At 43.4% G+C, this 20,789-nt stretch carries 19 protein-coding genes; 8 read left to right on the forward strand and 11 right to left on the reverse strand.

The genetic code is table 11. The features are described 5' to 3' along the window. Positions 1 to 37: 37 nt before the first annotated feature. From Q1A08_RS06255 to Q1A08_RS06270, 4 genes are all read left to right on the forward strand, one after another. A complete protein-coding gene (locus Q1A08_RS06255) occupies positions 38 to 1,033 on the forward strand; it encodes an MBL fold metallo-hydrolase (RefSeq protein ID WP_299770940.1) in 996 nt (331 codons plus the stop codon). Positions 1,034 to 1,139: 106 nt separating this feature from the next. Further along, positions 1,140 to 2,336 carry an MBL fold metallo-hydrolase gene (locus Q1A08_RS06260; RefSeq protein WP_299770942.1) on the forward strand — a complete coding sequence of 399 codons (1,197 nt, stop codon included), beginning with the start codon at positions 1,140 to 1,142 and terminating at the stop codon, positions 2,334 to 2,336. A 122-nt stretch (positions 2,337 to 2,458) separates the two neighbouring features. Further along, positions 2,459 to 3,067, forward strand: coding sequence for a hypothetical protein (locus tag Q1A08_RS06265; protein WP_299770944.1), 609 nt, complete (start codon positions 2,459 to 2,461; stop codon positions 3,065 to 3,067). Positions 3,068 to 3,078: 11 nt separating this feature from the next. Further along, positions 3,079 to 4,590 carry a trypsin-like peptidase domain-containing protein gene (locus tag Q1A08_RS06270; RefSeq protein WP_299770946.1) on the forward strand — a complete coding sequence of 504 codons (1,512 nt, stop codon included), beginning with the start codon at positions 3,079 to 3,081 and terminating at the stop codon, positions 4,588 to 4,590. 88 nt (positions 4,591 to 4,678) lie between these two features. On the opposite strand, the gene Q1A08_RS06275 is transcribed toward Q1A08_RS06270, so the two are convergent. Genes Q1A08_RS06275 through Q1A08_RS06285 form a run of 3 tightly spaced genes read right to left on the reverse strand, consistent with a single transcriptional unit; the run spans position 4,679 to position 7,041 of the window. Next, on the reverse strand, positions 4,679 to 4,864 hold the full coding sequence (locus Q1A08_RS06275; protein WP_299770948.1) for a DUF2783 domain-containing protein: 186 nt from the start codon (positions 4,862 to 4,864) through the stop codon (positions 4,679 to 4,681). Positions 4,865 to 4,875: 11 nt separating this feature from the next. Next, a complete protein-coding gene (locus Q1A08_RS06280; protein WP_299770950.1) occupies positions 4,876 to 6,486 on the reverse strand; it encodes an FAD-dependent oxidoreductase in 1,611 nt (536 codons plus the stop codon). Positions 6,487 to 6,498: 12 nt separating this feature from the next. Continuing rightward, a complete protein-coding gene (locus Q1A08_RS06285) occupies positions 6,499 to 7,041 on the reverse strand; it encodes a VOC family protein (protein ID WP_299770952.1) in 543 nt (180 codons plus the stop codon). A gap of 355 nt (positions 7,042 to 7,396) precedes the next feature. On the opposite strand from Q1A08_RS06285, the gene gap reads away from it, so the two are divergent. Beyond that, a complete protein-coding gene (gene gap, locus Q1A08_RS06290; protein ID WP_299770954.1) occupies positions 7,397 to 8,401 on the forward strand; it encodes a type I glyceraldehyde-3-phosphate dehydrogenase in 1,005 nt (334 codons plus the stop codon). Here the strand turns inward: gap and Q1A08_RS06295 are convergent. Continuing rightward, complete coding sequence (locus Q1A08_RS06295; protein WP_299770956.1) at positions 8,398 to 9,612, reverse strand: MFS transporter; 1,215 nt, start codon at positions 9,610 to 9,612, stop codon at positions 8,398 to 8,400. The two genes, gap and Q1A08_RS06295, sit on opposite strands and share 4 nt — an antisense overlap. Before the next feature lie 112 nt (positions 9,613 to 9,724). Between Q1A08_RS06295 and Q1A08_RS06300 the strand changes: the two genes are divergently transcribed. After that, the gene (locus Q1A08_RS06300; RefSeq protein WP_299770958.1) at positions 9,725 to 10,528 is read left to right on the forward strand and encodes an enoyl-CoA hydratase/isomerase family protein; all 804 of its coding nucleotides are present in this window, start codon (positions 9,725 to 9,727) and stop codon (positions 10,526 to 10,528) included. Between the two features lie 14 nt (positions 10,529 to 10,542). On the opposite strand, the gene Q1A08_RS06305 is transcribed toward Q1A08_RS06300, so the two are convergent. Genes Q1A08_RS06305 through Q1A08_RS06315 form a run of 3 tightly spaced genes read right to left on the reverse strand, consistent with a single transcriptional unit; the run spans position 10,543 to position 12,582 of the window. Then, positions 10,543 to 11,418: a 1-acyl-sn-glycerol-3-phosphate acyltransferase gene (locus Q1A08_RS06305; RefSeq protein WP_299770960.1), complete on the reverse strand. Its 876-nt coding sequence runs from the start codon at positions 11,416 to 11,418 to the stop codon at positions 10,543 to 10,545. Next, complete coding sequence (locus tag Q1A08_RS06310; RefSeq protein ID WP_299770962.1) at positions 11,418 to 11,930, reverse strand: lipocalin family protein; 513 nt, start codon at positions 11,928 to 11,930, stop codon at positions 11,418 to 11,420. Before Q1A08_RS06310 ends, Q1A08_RS06305 begins: the two co-directional genes overlap by 1 nt. A 4-nt stretch (positions 11,931 to 11,934) precedes the next feature. Next, positions 11,935 to 12,582 (reverse strand): DUF6134 family protein, encoded by a 648-nt coding sequence (locus tag Q1A08_RS06315; protein ID WP_299770964.1) that lies wholly within the window; start codon positions 12,580 to 12,582, stop codon positions 11,935 to 11,937. A 418-nt stretch (positions 12,583 to 13,000) separates the two neighbouring features. Here Q1A08_RS06315 and Q1A08_RS06320 point away from each other — a divergent pair, with 418 nt between their 5' ends. Then, a complete protein-coding gene (locus Q1A08_RS06320) occupies positions 13,001 to 13,576 on the forward strand; it encodes a thioredoxin domain-containing protein (RefSeq protein WP_299770966.1) in 576 nt (191 codons plus the stop codon). A gap of 285 nt (positions 13,577 to 13,861) precedes the next feature. Here the strand turns inward: Q1A08_RS06320 and Q1A08_RS06325 are convergent, their stop codons facing one another. Then, positions 13,862 to 13,984 (reverse strand): hypothetical protein, encoded by a 123-nt coding sequence (locus tag Q1A08_RS06325; RefSeq protein WP_299770968.1) that lies wholly within the window; start codon positions 13,982 to 13,984, stop codon positions 13,862 to 13,864. Here Q1A08_RS06325 and Q1A08_RS06330 point away from each other — a divergent pair. Continuing rightward, positions 13,977 to 18,458, forward strand: coding sequence for an EAL domain-containing protein (locus Q1A08_RS06330; RefSeq protein ID WP_299770970.1), 4,482 nt, complete (start codon positions 13,977 to 13,979; stop codon positions 18,456 to 18,458). The genes Q1A08_RS06325 and Q1A08_RS06330 overlap by 8 nt on opposite strands. Positions 18,459 to 18,636: 178 nt before the next feature. On the opposite strand, the gene Q1A08_RS06335 is transcribed toward Q1A08_RS06330, so the two are convergent. The 3 genes from Q1A08_RS06335 to Q1A08_RS06345 are packed head-to-tail and all read right to left on the reverse strand — an operon-like array spanning position 18,637 to position 20,141. Continuing rightward, entirely contained in the window at positions 18,637 to 19,236 is a 600-nt protein-coding gene (locus Q1A08_RS06335; RefSeq protein ID WP_299770972.1) for a DNA-3-methyladenine glycosylase I, read from the reverse strand. Between the two features lie 18 nt (positions 19,237 to 19,254). Then, positions 19,255 to 19,548, reverse strand: a complete 294-nt coding sequence (locus Q1A08_RS06340; RefSeq protein ID WP_299770974.1) for a hypothetical protein — start codon at positions 19,546 to 19,548, stop codon at positions 19,255 to 19,257. A gap of 29 nt (positions 19,549 to 19,577) precedes the next feature. Beyond that, positions 19,578 to 20,141 (reverse strand): TetR/AcrR family transcriptional regulator, encoded by a 564-nt coding sequence (locus tag Q1A08_RS06345; protein ID WP_299770976.1) that lies wholly within the window; start codon positions 20,139 to 20,141, stop codon positions 19,578 to 19,580. Positions 20,142 to 20,789 lie beyond the last annotated feature (648 nt).

Consider the following 20,789-nt stretch of genomic DNA (forward strand, 5'->3'; position numbering starts at 1 on the left):
TCGTCTAAGTTTTCATAAACCAGATGAGGGATAAATCGTGAAGAAAATTCTAGCCATAGCAATAGCGTTCAGCTCTGTCAGTTTGGCCGCCTGTGCCAACAAATCTATTGAGTCATCTTCATCATCTCTAAGTGGAATAGATTTTAATTATTCCAATGTGATTCGTATGTCATACGGCCAAGACTTAGAGAATAAACAGTGGAGCTCAGGCAAAGAGGATTGTAGTGCTCGCCTGATAAAAGAGTCTATTTTGTCCAATTACGAAGTTCATCAATACGACGAGCGTAGCTTTATCATTCGCCAGAACAAATGTAGCCATGTTGAAGCGCCAATCATGTATTTGATGCTGGGTAAAAATAAAAATCTATTATTGGATACGGGTGCCGATGAGCCGACACAAGGTCAAGAGTTAGCAGGGCTGGTACAAGAGCTGTTGTCAAAATATGGAAATAGCTCAGAGCTGCTGGTTATCCACTCTCATCATCATAGTGATCACACCGCGGGTGATTCGGCCTTTATCAAGCTTGCTAATGTCGAGCTTGTGGCAGCAAATAAAGATTCCTTTGAGGACTTTTATAGCAAGCAAGAAGTTAAAATCGATTTGGGCGATCGTGAATTGAGCCTCCTAAAAACTCCAGGGCACCAAGAAGAAGCGATTACGGTTTATGATAGCCATACCAATTGGCTGTTAACTGGCGACAGTTTCTACCCAGGAATGTTGTATGTAAAAAACTGGGCTGATTATAAACAAAGTATCGCTAATATTTATGAGTTCGCCAAAACTAAACCAGTTTCTTATGTGCTGGGATCGCACATTGAAATGAGTCAAGAGGCCGGCCAGATGTATAAGATTGGCAGCCTTTATCAGCCAGATGAAGCCTCGATGGCCATGAGTCTTGAAGATTTACAAGGCTTACATCAACAACTGCAAGCCAATGAGGAAGGTCAGTTGACGGCTGAAAACTACATTGTTCAGCCGCTAAACGGTGTGCAAAAGTCTTTGAGTAATCTCGTGCGCTGGGCAAAGAACTAGCGCTTGAAAATTCGCTGCCAGCAGGCCTTAACACTAACTTACTTGTACCTAGGCAAGTCAGATCTTACAGTGCGTTTTTAAAAGTATGCACTGTAAGATCATTAAAATGTTAAGAAAGCTCCTGCAGCCATTTAAATACCTCTTTGTTTTTAGCATTATTGCCATTGCGACCATTTTTATCGCAGCTTGTAGCTCTTTTGGAAAGTTACCCGATCTTGACGATGAGGCCGTAGCGGGCCCCATCAAAGCCTCCCCTCAGTGGGATGGTGCACATTTCAAAAATAAACTGGCGCAACAGCCGGTTGACGGCTGGAAGGCCATGAAATCGATGTTCTTGGATCAAAATCCAGACGTAGAGCCTAATCCACGCTTGGAAATAGCGGCCACCGATACCGATATATTCTCTAAAGAGCCCGAATCTGGATTACGGGTAACTTGGCTTGGCCATTCAATTTTGCTGCTAGAGGTGGATGGTCAAAATGTTCTCATCGATCCCGTGTGGTCGGAGCGAGCCTCACCCTTTAGCTTTTTGGGGTCTAAACGTTTCTACCCTTCGCCCTTAGCTTTAGAGGATTTACCAGATATTGATGCCGTTTTGATATCGCATGATCACTACGATCACCTAGATATGGCAACGGTAAAACAGCTAAAAGAAAAAGGTCTGCAGTGGTATGTACCATTGGGAGTAGGTTCTCATCTTCGCTATTGGGGGGTTGCACCAGACGATATCCATGAGATGGATTGGTGGGATGATCAGCAAGTTGGTGCTCTAAAAATTACCTCCATTCCCAGTCGCCATAGCTCTGGGCGCACGGCATCGCGCAGCGATCATAAGTCAACTCTATGGTCTGGTTGGGCGATTGCTGGGCCGAAAAGCTCGGTAGTCTATAGTGGTGATACGGCTATGCATGAAGACTTCCTTGAGGTGGGTAAGCGCCTCGGGCCCTTCGATTTATCGATTGTTGAAATCGGCGCTTACAATCCTTTGTGGCGAGACAATCATTTGGGGCCAGAGCAGGGCTTGATTGCGCATCAAATGCTAAATGCTAAAACCATGCTGCCGGTACACTGGGCAGGCTTTAATTTATCAAGGCATAGCTGGGTAGAGCCGATTGAGCGCCTGCTGCAAGCGGCTGAGAAGAAAGGCTTGTCTCAAGAGATCATTATCCCAATACCTGGGCAACCGTTTGAACCCGCCACACCTGTTCAAGAACGCTGGTGGCCCAAGGTGCCCTGGAAGGGGGCCGATAGCTATACCGTTTGGTCGACCAAGGTTGATGAGTTGCTGAAACCCTATCGCTAGGAATAAGTGGCTTATCTAGCGAGGCCAATTGCTATGTCGTGTTTTCCTTGTTAAATTGCTTGCTGATTTGGCCGCGCGTTTCTTAGGCCGATCACCGAATCAAAGCAAGGATGAATGCAGGCATGAGCGAGTCGTATAACGTAGTATTTCGCGGCCAGGTTATAGAAGGTTTTACATCTCAGCAGGTACAGCGTCGATTGCAGCAATCAATGAAGCTCAATGACGCTCAGCTTCGAAAGCTATTTTCTGGAAATCCAGTGCCGCTAAAAAAAGGGGTAAATCTAGAGCAAGCACAAGATTTACAGCTTAAACTGGCGAAGATCGGTGCCCAAAGCCGGGTTGTCCCCATTGATAGCAAAGCAAAGCCCAAGCCCCCCCAAGTCTCAGCTGAACCGCAGGCCCAAAAGGCTGCAGCTCCTGCACTCAGCATGGCATTGGTAGAAAAAGAAGAGCCGGAGCCTTCGCTGCGGGCTAGTTCGGTAGCGGAAGAAGAGCCCCAATATAAAGCCGCAACTCAAGCTCAAGAAAAAGAACTGCATAGCTTTCAAAAGCGAGTTAGCTTTAGTGCTATGAAGCGCAGTTTAAGCGGTATTAGTTATTCGCTAATTGGCGCAAGCTTCCTGTTCGTCTTCCCTCCCTTTGATGAATCCCTTTTGCGACGCGGAACCGCCATAGGCTTGGTGGTTTTTGTATTGGGTGTTTACCGATTAATGACATGGAACCGTGAGTGATGGCAGCTTCAATGAAAACCCTATTCTTAATAGCGCTGCTTTCATTACTAAGTGCCGGCGCCACCGCTCAGATATACAAGTGGAAAGATAAAAATGGCGTAGTGCATTACGGTGATAAGTCGAAAATGGCACAAGCTGACCAGCAGTCGGAAGTTATCAATATTAAAGATAAATATGCCGTGCCTGTGGCTGAGCAATTAACCCCCATTTCATATTCGGGGAAAGCCACAACACGCGGTGTTGTGTTGAGCGATTTCACCCTGGATCTTCCAAAGTCAGAAAGTGAAGATGTGCTTATTGGGCGAGTTGTTTGCGGGGCTCCCGTTGATTTGTATTGGGTAAAAGGCTATGTCCGCTTAGATAAGGACTATGTCGGCCCGAAAATCAACAAGGTCTTTGAATCTCATGGCTACCTTGCCCGTACTGGAGTTCCAGTACGAGAGGCAGGAGATTTGGATCTAACAGCTAGAATCAAGAAAGTCTTCATTAATACTTGTGTCAAAAGTAAAGCAAGAAAATCATCTAAAGACAGCACTTATATTAAGATTGAGTGGACCTTGCGAGATCCATTGCTTGATGAAACGGTTTTGGTTTTTGAAACCAAAGGCTCGCATCATGGTATATCTGAGCTTGCTCGTTCAGAAGGTCGATCTAAAAGCTTTAATACGGCCTTAGAAATGGCTACTAACAACATGCTAGCCAATGAAAAATTTATTGAAGCGATCAGTGAGGCGGTAGATGAGAGCAGAGTTGCTAAGCTAGATACTGAATCGATTGATGTAAAGGTTAATTACAAGAACGAGTTTAAATCTTTTGAAGACGCTGCAAAATCACTGAAGTATCGTACTGCGATCATAAAAATGTCCTCGGGGCATGGTAGTGGTGTCTACATTGGTGAAGATGGCTATGTGCTAACGAATGCTCATGTCGTAGGTGATGAAAAAGAGTGTAGGGTCATTTCGGGTAAGGATGATTTCAAAGCGAAGGTAATCCAAAAGAATGCCATTCGTGATGTTGCCTTGCTAAAAGTTGATTCACCTTATGTGCCAAATCCAGTGCCTATTAGTAAAAAAGGTGTTGATATCGGTGCTTCTTTGTTTGTGATTGGAACGCCGCTGGATATGAAGTTTAGTCACACTATTACACGCGGTATTGTGTCGGCTAAACGTGAAATGCGTGGCATGTCTTATATCCAAACAGATGCAGCAATTAACTTTGGTAATTCGGGTGGTCCGGTATTTAATAAAAATGGTGAGCTTGTAGCCATTAGTGTTTCTGGGCTTATGACCCGTGAAGGTACATCGCTAAATATCAACTACTTGATACCGATTGAAGATGCGCTTGATAAGCTGAATATTAAAGCGAGCCAGATGGATTTTGCCAGCCGTGCTAAGCAACAGGTTAGTGACTTGCAGGCAAAAATAATTGCTGGTGCAGGTCTTGATCCAGCAGAGGCCGATAGCGCCGGATCTGGCCTATTGTATTATATTTACAATTGGTTGAATCAACCTTTAATAGACTAACTAAGAAAGCCCCTTTTAAAGGGGCTTTTTTATTAGTGCTCTACATTTGAGTGTAGATCAAAAACATGCGAGCTATGGTTTTTAAGCTCTATGGCTTTGCAAGATCCATCGCTTCAAATAAAACCTCTTCTTCACCAATATGATTTGAGAGTAAGAGAATCAATTTGGCATTCATCATTTGAACTTCTTCTTCGCTTAAGTCTCTCTGCATATCAATAAGGCGGTTGTAGAAGCTGTCGGGTTTTGCGATATTGGTTTGAAGTTGTAAACTCATATTCCCTCCCATTAATGCTGGCAGCAAGCTTTTGCGATTGCTGCTTTAATCTTGGCTTCATCAAACTTACGCCATCTGGCGGCAACGTGTTGATCTGGGCGTATTAGATACACCGCACCTTGTTCGCCATCGTAGCGTTGACTGACTAATCTTTCAGTGTCGTCGAAGTCGGTACCTAGCTTTAGAACATCTGCTTTAACTCCGCCTTGTTCTACACTGTGAGCAGCATCTTCATTGATGATCAGTAGTTTAAATTGGCCGCCTAAATGATTCAGTAGCCAGCTGCTATGTCCTGATACAGTAATGGGAGCGTCAGCGCAATTAGTTCCAGGTGCCATGCAGCTTGAAAACGCATCTTCGTCTTCGCTGTTTAAACTAGATTGCAAATAGGGGGTCGGGGTTGAGAGTCTACCACTGTTAACTAAGGGGCGGGCGAACTCATGTTTTTCTGCCAGTTGTAAAACTGCATCGCGAAAAACGCGGCTGCTTTTACTTTTGGGGGTAATAAAATCTGTCGATCGAGTCGAGTTCATTAAGTTGTCATCGGCAGCGAAAACACGTTCTTCACTATAGCTATCCAACAATTCAATGGGCGCTTTGCCGTCGAGGTTGAGTTTTAGCTTCCAGCCAAGATTATCAATATCTTGTACACCTGTATTGGCACCACGGGCACCAAATGGCGAAACTTGGTGGGCAGAATCACCGGCAAACAATACTCTTCCATAGCGGAATTTATCCATTCGGCGGCAAGCGAATTGATAGACCGAAACCCATTCAAGTTCAAACTCGCAGTCATCGCCCAGCATCTGCTTTAGCAAAGGGATAACATTTTCCGGCTTTTTAGCCCCCTCAGGATCTGCATCCCAGCCTAACTGAAAGTCGATCCGCCAAACATCATCGGATTGTTTGTGCAAAAGTGCTGATTGGTTTTTATGAAAGACGGGATCAAACCAAAACCAGCGTTCGGTTGGGAAGTCGTTTTTCATGACCACATCTGCGATTAGAAAGCGATCTTGAAAGAACTGACCAGAGAAGTCTCCGCCTAACATTTTTCGGGTATCGCTGTTGGCACCATCACAGGCAATTACCCACTGAGCTTCCATATTAAAGACACCGTCTGGCGTCTCGATGACTAAGGTGGCGATATCGTGATTTTGGGAGATGCTTAAGAGCTTATGCTTCCAGCGTAAATCAATAAGCTCTTGGCGTTCACACTCATTGACCATGTACTCTTCAAGATAATACTGCTGTAGGTTTATCATGGCGGGCATTTTGTGGCCTTGCTCTGGTAGCAAGTCAAATTGATACGCCAGCTTCTCTTTGAAAAAAACCTTGCCAACTTGCCAGCTAATGCCCTTTTCAACCATTGGGCTTGCAACACCTAGGCGATCCCAAATTTCGAGCGGGCGCTTGGCGTAGCAAACGGCGCGTGATCCAATGCTGACGGTATTGTTATCATCAAGTACCACCACAGGAATTCCCTGGTTTGCGCACTCCAAAGCCGCGGTAAGTCCGATTGGGCCAGCTCCAATAATGACCACAGGATGCCTTTTCAACTCTCCGGATTGCTGCTCTGCTGATTGCTGGTAGTCGAACTCAGGATAATCATAAGTATTTAGCATGTGCTCACCCTTTTAGTCTTCTGAGAATTCATCGCTGTGCAGCCAGGCAGCTTGCTTTACCGTGGTTTTCTTTTGGCTCCACTCTTCAAGCATCTCTGGGGCGATACGATTTAATTCTTCAATTTGTCCGGCTTTGTCTGTTCGTACGGTTAACTCTAGGCGGTGCCCATTGGGGTCGAAGAAGTAAATTGATTTAATGATTTCATGGTTTGTCGGGCCGACAACTTCAAGACCTTTGCCTTCTAGCTCGGCTTTGGCTGCAAGTAGTTCTTCTTCGCTTTCGAGCTCAAAGGCAATGTGTTGTACCCAATCAGGGGTGTTAGGGTCGCGGCCCATTGGAGGGGAGTTTGGAATCTCAAAGAAAGCCAAGATATTGCCATTGCCGGCATCCATAAACAGATGCATATAGGGATCGGGCTCTTTGGTAGAGGGCACTCTGTCCTCCGAGATTGCTAGGATAAAGTCCATATTGAGAACATCACGGTAAAACTCCACGGTCTCTTTGGCATCTTTACAGCGATAAGCGACATGGTGGATTTGCTTAATATTGATCATGGTTTTTCCTGTCAATCGTCTTATTTGAAACTAATGGTATTCTCAAATGAAACTAATGTGAAGAGGTTTTTGAATAATTCTGAGTGTTTATTGTACTGCTTGGCGGTTTTTAGGGGCTTTTGGAGGTCTTCTATAGGGTTTCTACGCTGGTTTTTGTACGTTTATTCATTTCAAATGAGAATTTATTTTGTCGGATGTTATTTCAGCGGGTGATTTAAGTCCTTATCGGTCTTAAAGGGGCTTAGATCGGCTTGGATAGCCAACGCTAAGTAAACTAATATTTTGAGTACCAGATTCGTAAAAGTAGGAAGAGGAAACAATTAGATAGATGTAAAAACTTCAGTGGAGAGCTGCTATGGGTATACGAGTTGCGATAAACGGTTTTGGACGTATAGGCCGAAATATATTTAGAGCTATTTTCACCTCTCAGGATCACGGCGATATAGAATTGGTGGCCATAAATGACTTGGCGCCTCCAGAGACCAATCTGCACCTTGCTCGATTTGATTCAATCCACGGGCGCTTCCCCGCAAGCATCGATATTCAAGGTAAAAACTTGCTAGTTGAAAAACAGCAGGTTCAACTTTGCTCAGAGGCTGATCCTGAAAAGCTCCCCTGGGCTGATTTATCCATTGATATAGTCTTAGAATGCACCGGCTTATTTACCAGTCGGGAAAAATCCGAAGCACATATTCAGGCTGGGGCCAAAAAAGTGATCATCTCAGCGCCGGCCAAAAATGTCGATGCGACGGTAGTATATGGGGTGAATCACCACTGCCTTGATGCCGCTTGCGAGATTATTTCAAACGCCTCTTGCACCACAAATTGTCTGGCCCCGCTGGCGATGGTATTGAATCAATCGATAGGTATAGAGCGCGGTATCATGACAACCATTCATGCCTATACCAGTGATCAGCAACTGCAAGATGTGTATCACAAAGACATCTATCGCTCACGAGCCGCGGCACTATCGATGATACCCTCTGAAACGGGAGCGGCGCAGGCCGTTGCTTTAGTATTGCCTGAGTTGGCAGGAAGGTTGGATGGCATGGCGGTTAGGGTGCCCACAGCCAATGTTTCCTTAGTTGATTTCAGCTTTATTGCTTCAAGGGCGACGACTGTCGATGAGGTTAATGAAATTATTCGCAAGGCTTCGGAAAATTTACCCCAGGTATTGGCCTATAATGACTTGCCCTTAGTTTCGGCGGATTTCAATCATCAGTTGGCCTCATCGAATTTTGATGCAACGCAAACTAAGGCAAGCGAAAATCTCGTTAAAGTTATGGCTTGGTACGATAATGAATGGGCCTTTGCCAATCGCATGTTGGATAACTGTTCTGCGCTTATGGCTGTGGCTTAGCTGGCTTTTATATCGTGAGTTCGTGAATTGAAAACAGCTAATGCAAACGCCAATATAGAAAGGCCACTAATAATAATGGCGATGTTCAAAATGGATGAGTGTAGCCAATAGCTACTGAGTTGCCCGATCAGAGAGCTAAGTAATAACTGGATAGCTGCAAATACGGCATTGCTACTGGCGATATTATGCTGGCAGGATTTTACGGCAGTGGCCTGAGCGTTGGGTTGGCTTAAACCACGCCCTATTGTAAATACCGCCATAGGAATAAAAAACTGCCAATAGCTTGTTTGTTGCATAAAAAGATACAGCAAGAAAAGCATAGTGAAGGCCGCAAATACTGAGAGGCTGTAGCCAAAAACTAATAGCCGCCTTGCGCCTAGCTGGATAGCACTTCTGCCGGCTATAAAGCTGCCTAACCAAAACCCACCTGCAACCCAAAGAAACCAATTACCAAAATCTGTAGCACTGCCATTCAACTCTTGCTCCACAACAAATGGCATATTATTTATAAAAACAATATAGCTTGAGGTAATGAGAGCGTTACTCAGTGCAAAAGTTAAAAATACTCGGTTCCTAAGTACAGCCCAGTAGTTTTTAGAGGCACTACTTAAGAGCTTACTATTTTGTTGTTGCTGTGAGGATTTTTGTTCTTTGGATAAGAAGCGAATTGCAAACAGTAAGATGACAAGTGCTATTACAAAAGACAGCAATATTGCACTGCGCCAGCCAAACCATTCGGCTAGATAAGCACCGAGTGTTGGCGCCAAAGCTTGAGAGCTGGCGATGCCGAGCGTGATATAAGCCAGCAGGGCTCCACTCTTATCCAAACTGTTGTTTTGTAACACCAGGCTTCTGGCCAGTAGCATGCCAGTACAGCCGCCTGCTGCCTGCAAGCAGCGGCCTATGAGTAAAACAGCGATATCCTGGCTGCTTATTACTAATAGGCAGCCCGCTATGTGAATAAGAAAGCCGTAAATCAAAACTGGCCTTGCCCCCCACCTATCCGCAAGAGGGCCTGCAATCAATTGTCCAACAGCCAAGGATAGGAGATACAAGGTAAAGCCAAACTGGACGCTTTCATTTGAAACGTCAAATTGATCTGCCAGCATGGGCATAAGTGGTGCGTATATATTCAGCGCGATAGGGCTCGCAATGGCCATTAATGCCAATAGGAATGGGGGCGGTGAATCAAATGCTTTATCGGTAGACATTTATTGGCTAGATCAAACAATAAAAGGTAATTGAGGCTGTATTAAAATACAGTGGCCAACAGCAATTATACCGATTTACTCGTTAAAGAAGAAAAACTAAAGGCCTGCAATAATGCGATTTAAAAACTACCAGCATATCAATGTTGAAATAGGCGGTGAGATAGCGATTGTTCAGCTTAATACTGGGCATAAAGGAAATGCCTTCTGCTTAGAGACAATCTCAGAGCTGATAAATGTAGCTGATGAACTCAGTGAGGATATGTCTGTTCACGCTGTCATTTTAAGCGGGCAAGAGCATCTGTTCAGTGTCGGTATGAACTTGAATGATCCATTGGTATTAAACCCCGACCAATTTGATTTACAGACCTTACGCCGCGCATCAGCGCTAGGTGCAAAAATGTGCCGAGCTTGGGAAAACATCGAGGCGTTGACAGTTTCTGCTATTGAAGGCCCCTGCCTAGGTGGCGGAGTCGCCCTATCTTTGGCTTGTGATTTAAGAGTCTGTTCAGGTAAAGGCTTGCTCTATGTTCCTGAAATAGAGCGTGGAATGAATATGAGTTGGCAAAGTGTTCCGCGTAGTGTCAATTTAATTGGGCCAGCAAAAACCAAGCGTATGTTTATGCTGGCCGAGCAGGTATCCGCGCAGCAAGCCTTTGATTGGGGTTGGGCCGACTATATCACCAGGCCTAGTGAGACTGTTAAGCAGGCAAGGGAGTTAGCTAAAAAAGCCGCATCTATGCCGCCTATGTCTAGTCGTATGTGTAAGCAGGCGATTAATGTTGCCGCAAATGCCTTAAACCATGCGGTCAGCTATATGGATGCAGATCAATTAGTATTAACTCAGTACAGTGAAGATTTTAAAGAAGGCATTGATTCGTTTTTGCAAAAGCGGCCGCCAAAATATAAAGGGAAATAACTCTGAGCGGCAGCCTAGTTGATTTTTCTGTTGCCAAGTAATTTGTCCTTTTCATGCCAGCGTTGGTTCAACCACTGTTGCATGTTGTCAATCTCATCGAGATTGAAATGGTGAATGTGAATAATAATATTATTGGGTACGCCATATAAGCATGTCCAAAGGCTGGCGTTTTTAGATCTGTAATCAATAGTTATATCGATTAAGGGCGTGCCGGGCTCGGCATGTTCTTGAATAATTTTTAAGCCACCACTTCTTGGTTTTAGGAGCTGTTGGTACGGCGATTGTTGATCTGCTCTTTTTGCTTCTGTAAAACGCGTACCTTCAGGGAAGATCAATAGGGCGCCGGAGTGGCTGTTTCGTTCAATGCCATGTTGCTGGGTGGCGGCTTTTACCGTGGCATAGTCTTTCTCACGGTCTTGGCTTTTTTTGTTTCTGTTTAATCTAGGGAAATCAAGCAGAAAGCAAACCCAGCCAAAAATAGGAAGCCAGATAATTTCCTTCTTGATCAAAAACTTCAGAAGTGGTCCACGCCCTGAAATGATCTCCTGCAATATCGCCACATCAAAGCCACAGTGATGATTGGAAATAACTACGGGTGCAGAGTGCTGGATGGGGGCCCCCTTAATTTCAAACTTGATACCCAGAATATTTTCAATCCAAAAGCTATCTACCCGTACGGCAAGTTGATATAGGGCTTCAATTAAATAATCACAGTTTTTTTGAATCGCCTTGATAGGGAGTAGCATTTTCACTATGGCGATTGCGAGCAATAGAGAAAGCGCGATAATTAAATTACCGCAGACCCAAAGCAAAGAGGCGGTGGCGAGTAAATGCCGACCAACCAGCCGAATAGGGCCTACATTGCTGTGAATAGACGCTGACCGAGACATTATTGTGGTACCTGCCTGAGTTTACTCATGTCGTAGCCAAGCTTTTCTGAAAAGGCTGTTAGCTCCTTCATTTTCTGCGAGCTAATGCAGGGTTTTCTGGACATTACCCAAAGGTAATCACGCTTATTTCGGGCCACTATGGTGTGTTGGTAATCCGAATCTATATAAACTACACGATAGTCAGCTTTTATTGGCCAAAAAAACTGCATGCCCCAAATACTGTAATTGCTGCTGGCATCTGGGAAGCCTGTGGCCGTCATGGTTTTTTGCTTTGTATCGCCGACTTCTGTGAATGTAAACACCGTATCAACGCTGCCGTCGTCATTCAAATGGTAACTTTCAATGGCCTTACTAGCGTTGCGTTCTGGCCATGTTGGAATATGGGCTATGACATACCAGTCACCCATAAAGCGTTGTAGGTCCAAGTTTTCTACGGTCTTAAGAGGCGGGTGGCTTTGGCAGGCGCTAAGTATTGTTATGCTTAATATTGTGGCTATATATCGCTGGGTCATTGGGCTAACTTCCCTCAAGTTTCGTGCTGCGATAATTTAAGGTGCGTCCGTTTTCTAACTTAGCTATCAGCGCTTTCCACTGTTCCAGACCTGTTGTTTGATTTGTTTTATAGTGCAGCTCAATATCCATATCTTTGCCAGAAAGTTTGATAATTCGTAACTCGCCGTTTAACTCTTCAGACTGCTTAAGTTCTTGAAGCTCTCCGGTCTGGCTATTTAAGAGTTGCTTACTAAAAAGCAGGTCTGGCTCCCAATATACAAAGCTGCGGGTGCACTCTTTTGCTGTAAATGTCTCGTCTTGCGTTGTGATTTTCAGGTTTTCATTAACTAAGGCGGAACTGACAGAATACTTATCCCCATTCGAATTGGTGTTGCTTTGAATAGACTTAAGGCAGTTATTCTGCCAATGTTCTTTGCTTTGATGCTGATAGTTGAAGAAGGTAATGCCCAAGATTTTAACTTTATAGCTGGCTTCTGAATTAAGCTCGTAGCCATTGTCTATGGCTGAGAAAATAAAGTTGTGTTTTCCAATTTTCTTATCATCAAGAAAAACATCGAAATACAGGTTTTGCGGTAGTTCACCAGCTTTTGTATCGGTATTCGCCTCGATGTTATTGGCAATAGTTCCTGCGCTAAATATTAATAGGAACATAGCTAGGCAGCATATCTTTGGAGTTGGCATCATGATGACAAGACAAATCTTAAGTTTTTAATTAGAGGGTATACCTTATACGATGCGGGCGCTTATTTAGATTACAGAGGCTATCAGGGCCTGGCCTGCCTACGCTAAGTATTCATTGAGATTTTCAATATTAGCTGCCTTGAATGTAACGGCCTCGAAAATCCCATTCAGTATCCGACCTGGAGCGATCCAATGCCCTTAGAGTCAGCGACTGTTTACTGGGGAAGTCTCTACATGCAGAACAAGAATCTCTTCGTGGGTGGCAAACTTCCAAGTAATGGCTATTATGGAGGTGCACTTTACAAGCTAATTACGTCAAGGTGCCTAGCGGTAAACGCCGTACGATAGCTTATCAACCAAGCGTTTTAGAATTAAGAGAATCAAGTTTATGGCCATTCCCATTCCTCGCCGCCCCAGTGGCTTTCTACTCGGTAAGGCTGATGCCTTGGTTACTATCGATGTCTTCCTAGATATCCAATGCCCGCATTCCCGCGCCGCCTGGCCAAGCTTGATGGTGCTAATGGAGTCTTATAAAGATAAATCGCTTAGCTTGCGGGTACACCTGCTAACTTTAAGTAACCATCGCCAAGCTTGGGATGTAAGCTTAGGTATTTTTGCGTTGGCAGAGGGTGATGCTGAAAGGTGCAGAGATTTTGTTAGCTTCTTATTTGAGCGGCAAGAGCAATTCAATAATGCCGCCTTCTCCAATAAATCCCATGTGGATTTGCAGCAATTGGTGGCTGATCTAGCCCAAGAGCATGGGGCGGCCGATCGTAATGCCTTTTTGGAGCGAATGCAGAGCCATGAGATCTACGTTGATGCACGTACGCCGATCCGCTATGCGGCTACTAAGTCAGTTTGGGCCACGCCTACCTTCTTTGTAAATAATGGGGATAATGTGCCGGTTGATCATAAATCAGATTTGAGTGCCTGGCAGCAACTGCTCGATCCGCTATTTGTTTAGAAGATGCGCCTGCAGAGAATTATATCTCAGATCTATTGCGGGCTAATTCTGTATAGACACTCCTTATGTCTCAGCCTTCAGCTTTGGGTAGCACCACTCAAAAATAAAAAGGAGATATTTGCTCGACTTTTATATCTCTCAAGGAATATCAACTATACTTAAATTAGAGCTAGGCGCTTTCAATTGTGTTTAGATGGATATTTACACGATCCTAGGGATTATTTAAATCGTGCAACACTGATTCTGCGATAAGCAGAGCTTTCTACCTCTTGTTGACCACTTTATTTATGGGTTTTGGTCCGCAAGTAACTGCGCGCCTAGCTTCAATTGATATTCATCTTTAGGCCCTAGGTTTGCGACTTTGTTAATAAACCCCTCGCGTTTGACATCGCTGTTGCTTTTGCTCATATGCTTCTCGCATTTAGCTATTGGGCAGGGCCGCCAGTATCTAAAGCGTTTGTCGGTTAGCGATGGCCTGAATCAAAGCACTGTTAATACTGTAATCAAAGACAGTAAAGGTTACCTTTGGATTGGTACCGGTAGCGGTATTAACATCTATGACGGCAATAGAGTTTGGAGTCTGCCAGGGATTGATGGCGAGCTTGAGAGGCATGAGATATATCAGATCAGAGAGGACGCTCAAGGCAAGATCTGGTTTACGGCTTCAGGGCAAGGACTCTATTCCTATCATCCACAAAGTGATTCCTATCAGCATATTTTAAGAAATGATCCCGCTGATGAAGAGCTACCTATTTATCTTTCTTTTGCGCAAGAAAGCGGAGAGAAGATATGGCTGCTTAGTAATAAAACCATAGGATCCTTTACGCCCGAAACTGGAAAGTATGAAAGAGTAGTCGATCTTAGGCCTCAGCTACAGGGCTATGATTATATTTATACGATGAAGCAGTACGGTAATTTACTGTTGATTGGCACACGGGTGGGCCTTTTCTCCTATCAAATCGATTCCAAAACCTTAAAGCAGATCCCTTTGCCCAAGCAAGGGAGCTTTAATGCGAGCGAGGCTCATAAGGTTTTTGATCTTGAGGTTCTAAATGAATCGCTCTATTTAGGCTCAAATGATGGACTTTTCTCAATTGGCTGGAATGAGCTATACAGCTTTGTCGTGGGCGAGCGTGATAATGTCAATGTCACATTGGAAAAGAAAAGCCTCGCGGTTTGGGACTTGATTGCAGACGATGATTTGCTAATTTCTACAGAGCAGGGCTTACTACGCTATAACTCAGATAGCAAAACCCTAAATGTTGAAATTGAATACTCAAAAGTATTCGACGATATCGGAAACAATACGGTAACCACTCTATTTATCGACAATGACGGTATCTATTGGATGGGTTCTCAGGCCAGCGGTCTTTTTTACGCAAACTCTCTAGGTCGCCTTGTTAGGAGCTTCGGTCAGGGAAATGGAAATCAAAGTCTAACAGACAATGTGATCACTGGGCTTGTCGCAGATGAAAATACACTTTGGGCATCTACCACCAATGGGCTTAATGCCCTAGATCTAGAGACGAACAAGATCAACCATTACTTGTCGAAAGGTGAATCTTGGGAAAGTACTAAGATCAGTGAAATTATAGAAATGGCCCAATATAAAAACCTCTTATTTCTATCGACTTATTCTGGCTTGAAACTGTTCGATAAACTAACTCGAAAATTGACTGGCTTTCCCTTCTCAAAAAAGGTCAATGATATCTTGTCTGAAGACGAGCTTTACTATATTACAATCACCGGTAAAAACCTCTGGCTGGTCAGTGAAAAAGAAGCCTTTGTCTTGGATTTGGAAAAGGGGAGTATTGAAACCATTCATGGATTGAAGGACGTACTTAGCCTTAATAGTATTTGGAAAATACTGCCTGACTTTGATGGCGATGAAAATAAATTGCTGTTGAGTACAAATGATGAACTCTGGTCGTATGATCGGCGAGAGAAGGAATTAGAAGTAGTCAAAAAGTTCAAGGATGTGCCAGATAATGAAGAAATATATATTGATAGCTATGTTTTAGCTCAAGATGGCCAGCTCTGGATAGCATATACCGGGGTGGGAGTTGTATCGATGAGCATGGACTCTCTGGAAGGGCAGAGGTTGTTCAATCGTGAGAACTCCGGAATCAACAATAGCGTATACGGAATCACTACCGACAAATTTGCTAATGTTTGGTTTTCTAGTAACGATGGCTTGTACCGAATTGATGCCAAGAGCAAAGATATTAAAAAATTCTCCATGGTTGATGGTTTGGTGGGAGGAGAGTTCAATAGTGGCGCCTTTACCAAGCTTAATGATGGTAGGTTGGCCTATGGTGGAATGAGAGGCCTGAGTATATTTGACCCTTTAGAAATTGATCTCCAAAGCAATGTTGATACTTTTAATGTAAGGATCACCAGTGTCTCATCAATGTCTAGCGAGATAGACTTTTCACCATTGAATGTGGGTAGTGCCACAATCAACCTAGACTATAGCGACGTTGGCATTAAGGTAGACTTTTCGGCGTTCGCATTTTTACATGCAGACTCAGTAAAATATCGCTATGAGCTAAAAGGTGAAAACGGCGTTAACTCGGAGTTTTCTTATGATAATAGTATTACTTTTTCTAGGCTTGCCCCTGGCGATTATCAGCTGACAGTATTTGCTATCTCCCCCTTCAATGGAAATGTTGTATCTTCAGAGCCATTAAGAATCTATGTAAAACATGCACCTTGGGCATCGCCAGTCGCTATAGCATTGTATTGGCTTGTGGGAGGTGTCCTCATAGTTGGGGTTCTATTAAATAGATACCAAAGAAGAGCTGAGCTGCTGAAGGCCCATGAGCATGTAAAAGCAAGCGAAAGTACTCTAAAACTAGCGTTGGCGGGCAGTAATAGCGAGGTTTGGGATTGGACATCAAGAGATAATCGGGTATTCCAAAAGCGAGTTTCCGAAGATCTCAAAGTAGTTGCAGAAAACACATCTATCTCGATGGATGAACATATCAGCCTTATTCATCAAGACGATAGAGAAAAGTATGTGTCGGCCTGGTCGTCATTTGTTAATTCGTCAGATGATAAGGGATTTAGCTGTACCTATCGTATGCATCAAAAGGAAGGTGCCTGGCTTTGGTATCGAGATTTAGGGAAAATCGTAGAGCGCGATGAAGCTGGCCATGCCATTAGGGTTACAGGTTCTTACACCAATATTACTCAAAGCATAGTGGATGAGGAGAGGGCCAAACACTATGGGGATGCTTTTAAGCAAACCAAAGATTGGGTCTTTATGCTGGATAGCAAATTCAAAAAGGTAACCGTAAACCCTTCCCTTAAAGAGCTATTTTGTTTTGATAAAGAGGAATTTGATTTCGATACTAAAATCCTTGGGGTGCCAAGAGAGCGATATGGTTTTTACCTAGATGTATTGAACTCACTTAAGCATGACGAAAAGCACTGGAGCGGAGAAGAATTAATTACTACGCCTAAAGGCGATAAGTACCATGTATTAATAAGTATTAGTAAGAGCAGCTCGCAAACAGGGTCTATGCATTATATTTTTGTAATGACGGATGTGAGCTCTTTGAAGGATGCGGAAAATAAGCTTCGCACAATGGCAAACTATGACGATTTAACGGCCCTGCCCAATAGAAGCTTGTTACTGGATCGTATTAAGCATGGAATTCAAAAGGCTTCTCGAAAAAAAGAAAGCATTGCCCTAATGTTTGTGGATCTCGATCGCTTTAAAAGCGTGAATGACTCACTGGGACACTACTATGGCGATCTTCTATTAAAAGAGGTGGCAAAAAGACTGTCCTCAACGCTTAGAGAAGACGATACGGTGGCTCGCATTGGTGGTGATGAGTTCGTAGTTCTAGTCGAGCAGTTTAAATCCAATGGAAACTTGTCACACATAGCGCAAAAGATCATTAATGCCTTGGAGTTGCCGTTTAACATTCAAGATCACGTGGTAAGCATTGGTGCCAGTATAGGTATATCGGTATATCCAAATGATTCATCTGATCAAGAAACACTGCTTAGGAACGCCGATGTGGCAATGTATAACGCCAAGCAAAATGGGCGTAATGGATACCGTTTCTTTGAGCAACAAATGAATGAAGAAGCACAGTATCGCTTGTTCATAGAGCAAGGTTTGAAGTTTGCTCTTAAAAATGATGAGTTTTATTGCCTATATCAGCCTTTGATTAGTGCCGAAACCTCAAATATTGTGGGTGTAGAAATGCTAATGCGTTGGAACAAGTCAGGCCAGGTCGTCTCGCCTTGTGAATTTATTCCGATCGCCGAAGAGCTGGGTTTAATTAAAGCCATGACCGATAAGGTGTTGGATAAGGCCCTGAAAAATTTAGTAGCCTGGAGATCGATTAAAAACAACTTTGCACTCGCGATTAATATATCAGCCCCACACTTTGCTGATTCATCTCTCGTGGATTATGTTTCAAGAAAGCTGAAGCAATACAATATTCCCCCCAGTGCAATCAAACTGGAGGTAACGGAGGGCGCCTTTATAGGTGACCCCGAGCGCGCAGTGAAAACAATGCAGGAGCTGTCAGAGTTAGGCGTGAAGCTGGCACTAGACGATTTCGGGACAGGGTATTCCTCATTGGCCTACCTTAAAAAACTACCCTTAGATATTTTAAAAATAGACAGAAGCTTTATCTCCGGAATTGGTACCGAAAAAGCTGATGAAGCCATCATAGATGCAACCCTAGTACTGGCCGAAAGCCTTAATGTTGTCTGTGTGGCAGAAGGGGTGGAAACTCGAGATCAGCTGGATTATCTCTTGGCTAAGAACTGTACTTTGATTCAGGGCTATTACTACTACCCGCCAATTGAGGCGGAAAAAATATCTCAACTCTTAAAGCTTAAATGTGTCGCGGAAGCGTGATAGTGATTGCTTAGAGTGTACTTTGGATAAAGGTATATTTTGGCTTGATTTATTCTTATCTTGATGAGTGACAAAAGACATGTGTGTTTTTGAAATATGCTCTTAAGAGTTTATTCTTAAGCTTTTTAGTTAAGTTGATGAGAGTACTAAGTTAACTGGCTGGGAGTAATAAGAAATGTTATTCAGGCACTGTAAAATCATTTCGGCTCTTAACAACTAATTCTCTAAAATAACAGCCTTCAGCGTGATCGTTTACTAAGCCCATTGCCTGCATAAATGCATATGCAGTAGTTGGCCCTACAAACTTCCACCCTCGCCTCTTTAGCTCTTTAGAAAGTGCAATCGACTCAGGGGATGTAGACCTCTTATCTAGGGGTTGCTTACTCGGTTCGTAACGCCAGAAAAAAGAAGCGAGCGACCCTTCTTGTTTAACCATTTCTTGAGCTTTCTGGGCATTGTTGATTGTTGCCTCAATCTTACCTCTATGGCGGATTATGCGGCTATCTTGCAGTAAGCTATCTACGTTGGCTTCTGTGAAATTCGAAATTAGATTGAAGTCAAAACCCTTAAAAACCTCTCTAAAATGAATACGCTTTTCTAGAATAGTTCGCCAGCTTAATCCTGCTTGAAACCCCTCAAGCGAAACTTTCTCAAATAGCTTGAAATCGTCCTTTACGGGAAATCCCCATTCTTGATCATGGTAAGCAATATATTCTTGAGAAGATCTGCACCAAGTACAGCGATTAATGCCATCCTCCCCTTTAAATAAATTGGTCATAGCTTGCGAGCCAACCTCTCAGTTTAAAAGAAAATTTAAGCCTTCACTGCTTAAAGAGGGGGTAAATTCGATAACCTCGGAGCTAACTATATCGTTTTCAATAAATGGATCTTTCTGAATGAACTCGTCTAGGGATGGTCTGTCACTCGATCTTGCAATAATGCATCCACCATTACCTGACTCCAGTCCTCCAACGATAAGGACTTTTCCCTCACTAATTCCTTTAGTAATCCAGTCATTGTGCGACGACATATATTTAATCGCTAAATCCCTATTCTCTGCGAAACGCAGTACTACCACAAAAATTTTCATTTCAATATTACTCCAGTGATTAGTATTTTCTATTTGATCTCATTTAACCAGCGGACATGTGATTCGACCTCTTCATAGAGAAATTCTTCGTCACCAAAGGCGCTAGCGATAGTAGCGGAGCCTTGGCTTCTTGCTAGTAATTGCATCGCCAATGCTTCTGATTCGGACTTGCATTTTCCAAGTTCTTCAAACTGAGATGCCAACCAATCTTTAAAGAGGGTGAAAATCTTATTTGCGTCCACCAATAAAGGGTGAGACAGCTTCCCAAGTTCAGTGGTTAAGGTTCCTACTGGACAGCCATATAACTTTATTTTAGCGCGATTTGTTATGAGAATTTTAATGAAGCATTGGATTCTCTTATCTGGTTCTGCTTCAGATGTATGCCAAGCATTTAGCAGCTCTCGCGTCCTAAATAGTCGAAAGTCAATAACAGCATTGAGAATTTCATCCTTCGTCTTAAAGTGATGATAAAAATTACCCTTGGATATACCGACGCTATTTGCGATGTCACTGAAGGATGTATGCTCAAACCCCTTTTGATAAAACAAGGCATCTGCAACATTAATAATCCTATCTCTCGTACTATCACTCACCAATTTGGACCTTGAATTGAACTTTTTAAAGATGTTAGGATGACCGTCCTATTTTGTCAACAATGATTTTAAGTCTTTGCATGTCTCCATTGGGGTGAATGATCTATGAAGTATCTGTCTAGCTGTCATTGCGGAAGAGTGAATTTAAGTTTAGAGACACCAGGCCCAATCGATGATTACTTACCCCGACAGTGTGACTGTGAGTTTTGCCGAAAATACGATATGTACTATCTTTCAGCTCCTGGTGGAATATTAGTAGTCCATGCGAAACATCGATTGGCGAGCCTTAAGCATGGCTCTGAACAGGCGGATTTTTGGCAATGTTCAAATTGCAAAAGCATTGTTGCTGTAAGTTCTCCCTTTGGGGAAAATACTAAGGGAGCAGTAAATGGAAATTTTTTTTCCCAATATATGAAATTGTCTTGCACAAAGTCTGTCTCCCCTAGACTACTATCGCCAGGTGAAAAACGTAAACGTTGGTTGGCTTTATGGATGAACGTCGAATTTATCTAGGAGAAGTGTGTGACGGTGCATGTCGAAAATATTCAATAAATTGAATGGTCGAATAGTTACAGTTAGGTTTTATGTCACTCGGAATCTACAGTATGTCTATGCGTCTTAACTACTTTGATATTTCACCTAAAGCTA

It is taken from the genome of uncultured Pseudoteredinibacter sp. (assembly GCF_947500695.1).
Lineage (GTDB): Bacteria > Pseudomonadota > Gammaproteobacteria > Pseudomonadales > Cellvibrionaceae > Pseudoteredinibacter.

Bases quoted from the DNA above. Each gene is read 5' to 3' on its own strand.
- Q1A08_RS06335 (WP_299770972.1), bottom strand. From the start codon at position 19,236: ATGACCAATTTATTTAAAGGGGAGGATGGCATTAATCGCTGTACTTGG.
- Q1A08_RS06295 (WP_299770956.1), bottom strand. From the start codon at position 9,612: ATGTCTACCGATAAAGCATTTGATTCACCGCCCCCATTCCTATTGGCA.
- Q1A08_RS06275 (WP_299770948.1), bottom strand. From the start codon at position 4,864: ATGAGTTTACAACTTCAAACCAATATCGCAAAACCCGACAGCTTCTAC.
- Q1A08_RS06340 (WP_299770974.1), bottom strand. From the start codon at position 19,548: ATGAAAATTTTTGTGGTAGTACTGCGTTTCGCAGAGAATAGGGATTTA.
- Q1A08_RS06315 (WP_299770964.1), bottom strand. From the start codon at position 12,582: ATGTTCCTATTAATATTTAGCGCAGGAACTATTGCCAATAACATCGAG.
- Q1A08_RS06305 (WP_299770960.1), bottom strand. From the start codon at position 11,418: ATGTCTCGGTCAGCGTCTATTCACAGCAATGTAGGCCCTATTCGGCTG.
- Q1A08_RS06300 (WP_299770958.1), top strand. From the start codon at position 9,725: ATGCGATTTAAAAACTACCAGCATATCAATGTTGAAATAGGCGGTGAG.
- Q1A08_RS06270 (WP_299770946.1), top strand. From the start codon at position 3,079: ATGAAAACCCTATTCTTAATAGCGCTGCTTTCATTACTAAGTGCCGGC.
- gap (WP_299770954.1), top strand. From the start codon at position 7,397: ATGGGTATACGAGTTGCGATAAACGGTTTTGGACGTATAGGCCGAAAT.
- Q1A08_RS06310 (WP_299770962.1), bottom strand. From the start codon at position 11,930: ATGACCCAGCGATATATAGCCACAATATTAAGCATAACAATACTTAGC.
- Q1A08_RS06265 (WP_299770944.1), top strand. From the start codon at position 2,459: ATGAGCGAGTCGTATAACGTAGTATTTCGCGGCCAGGTTATAGAAGGT.
- Q1A08_RS06285 (WP_299770952.1), bottom strand. From the start codon at position 7,041: ATGATCAATATTAAGCAAATCCACCATGTCGCTTATCGCTGTAAAGAT.
- Q1A08_RS06320 (WP_299770966.1), top strand. From the start codon at position 13,001: ATGGCCATTCCCATTCCTCGCCGCCCCAGTGGCTTTCTACTCGGTAAG.
- Q1A08_RS06260 (WP_299770942.1), top strand. From the start codon at position 1,140: ATGTTAAGAAAGCTCCTGCAGCCATTTAAATACCTCTTTGTTTTTAGC.
- Q1A08_RS06325 (WP_299770968.1), bottom strand. From the start codon at position 13,984: ATGAGCAAAAGCAACAGCGATGTCAAACGCGAGGGGTTTATTAACAAA.
- Q1A08_RS06280 (WP_299770950.1), bottom strand. From the start codon at position 6,486: ATGCTAAATACTTATGATTATCCTGAGTTCGACTACCAGCAATCAGCA.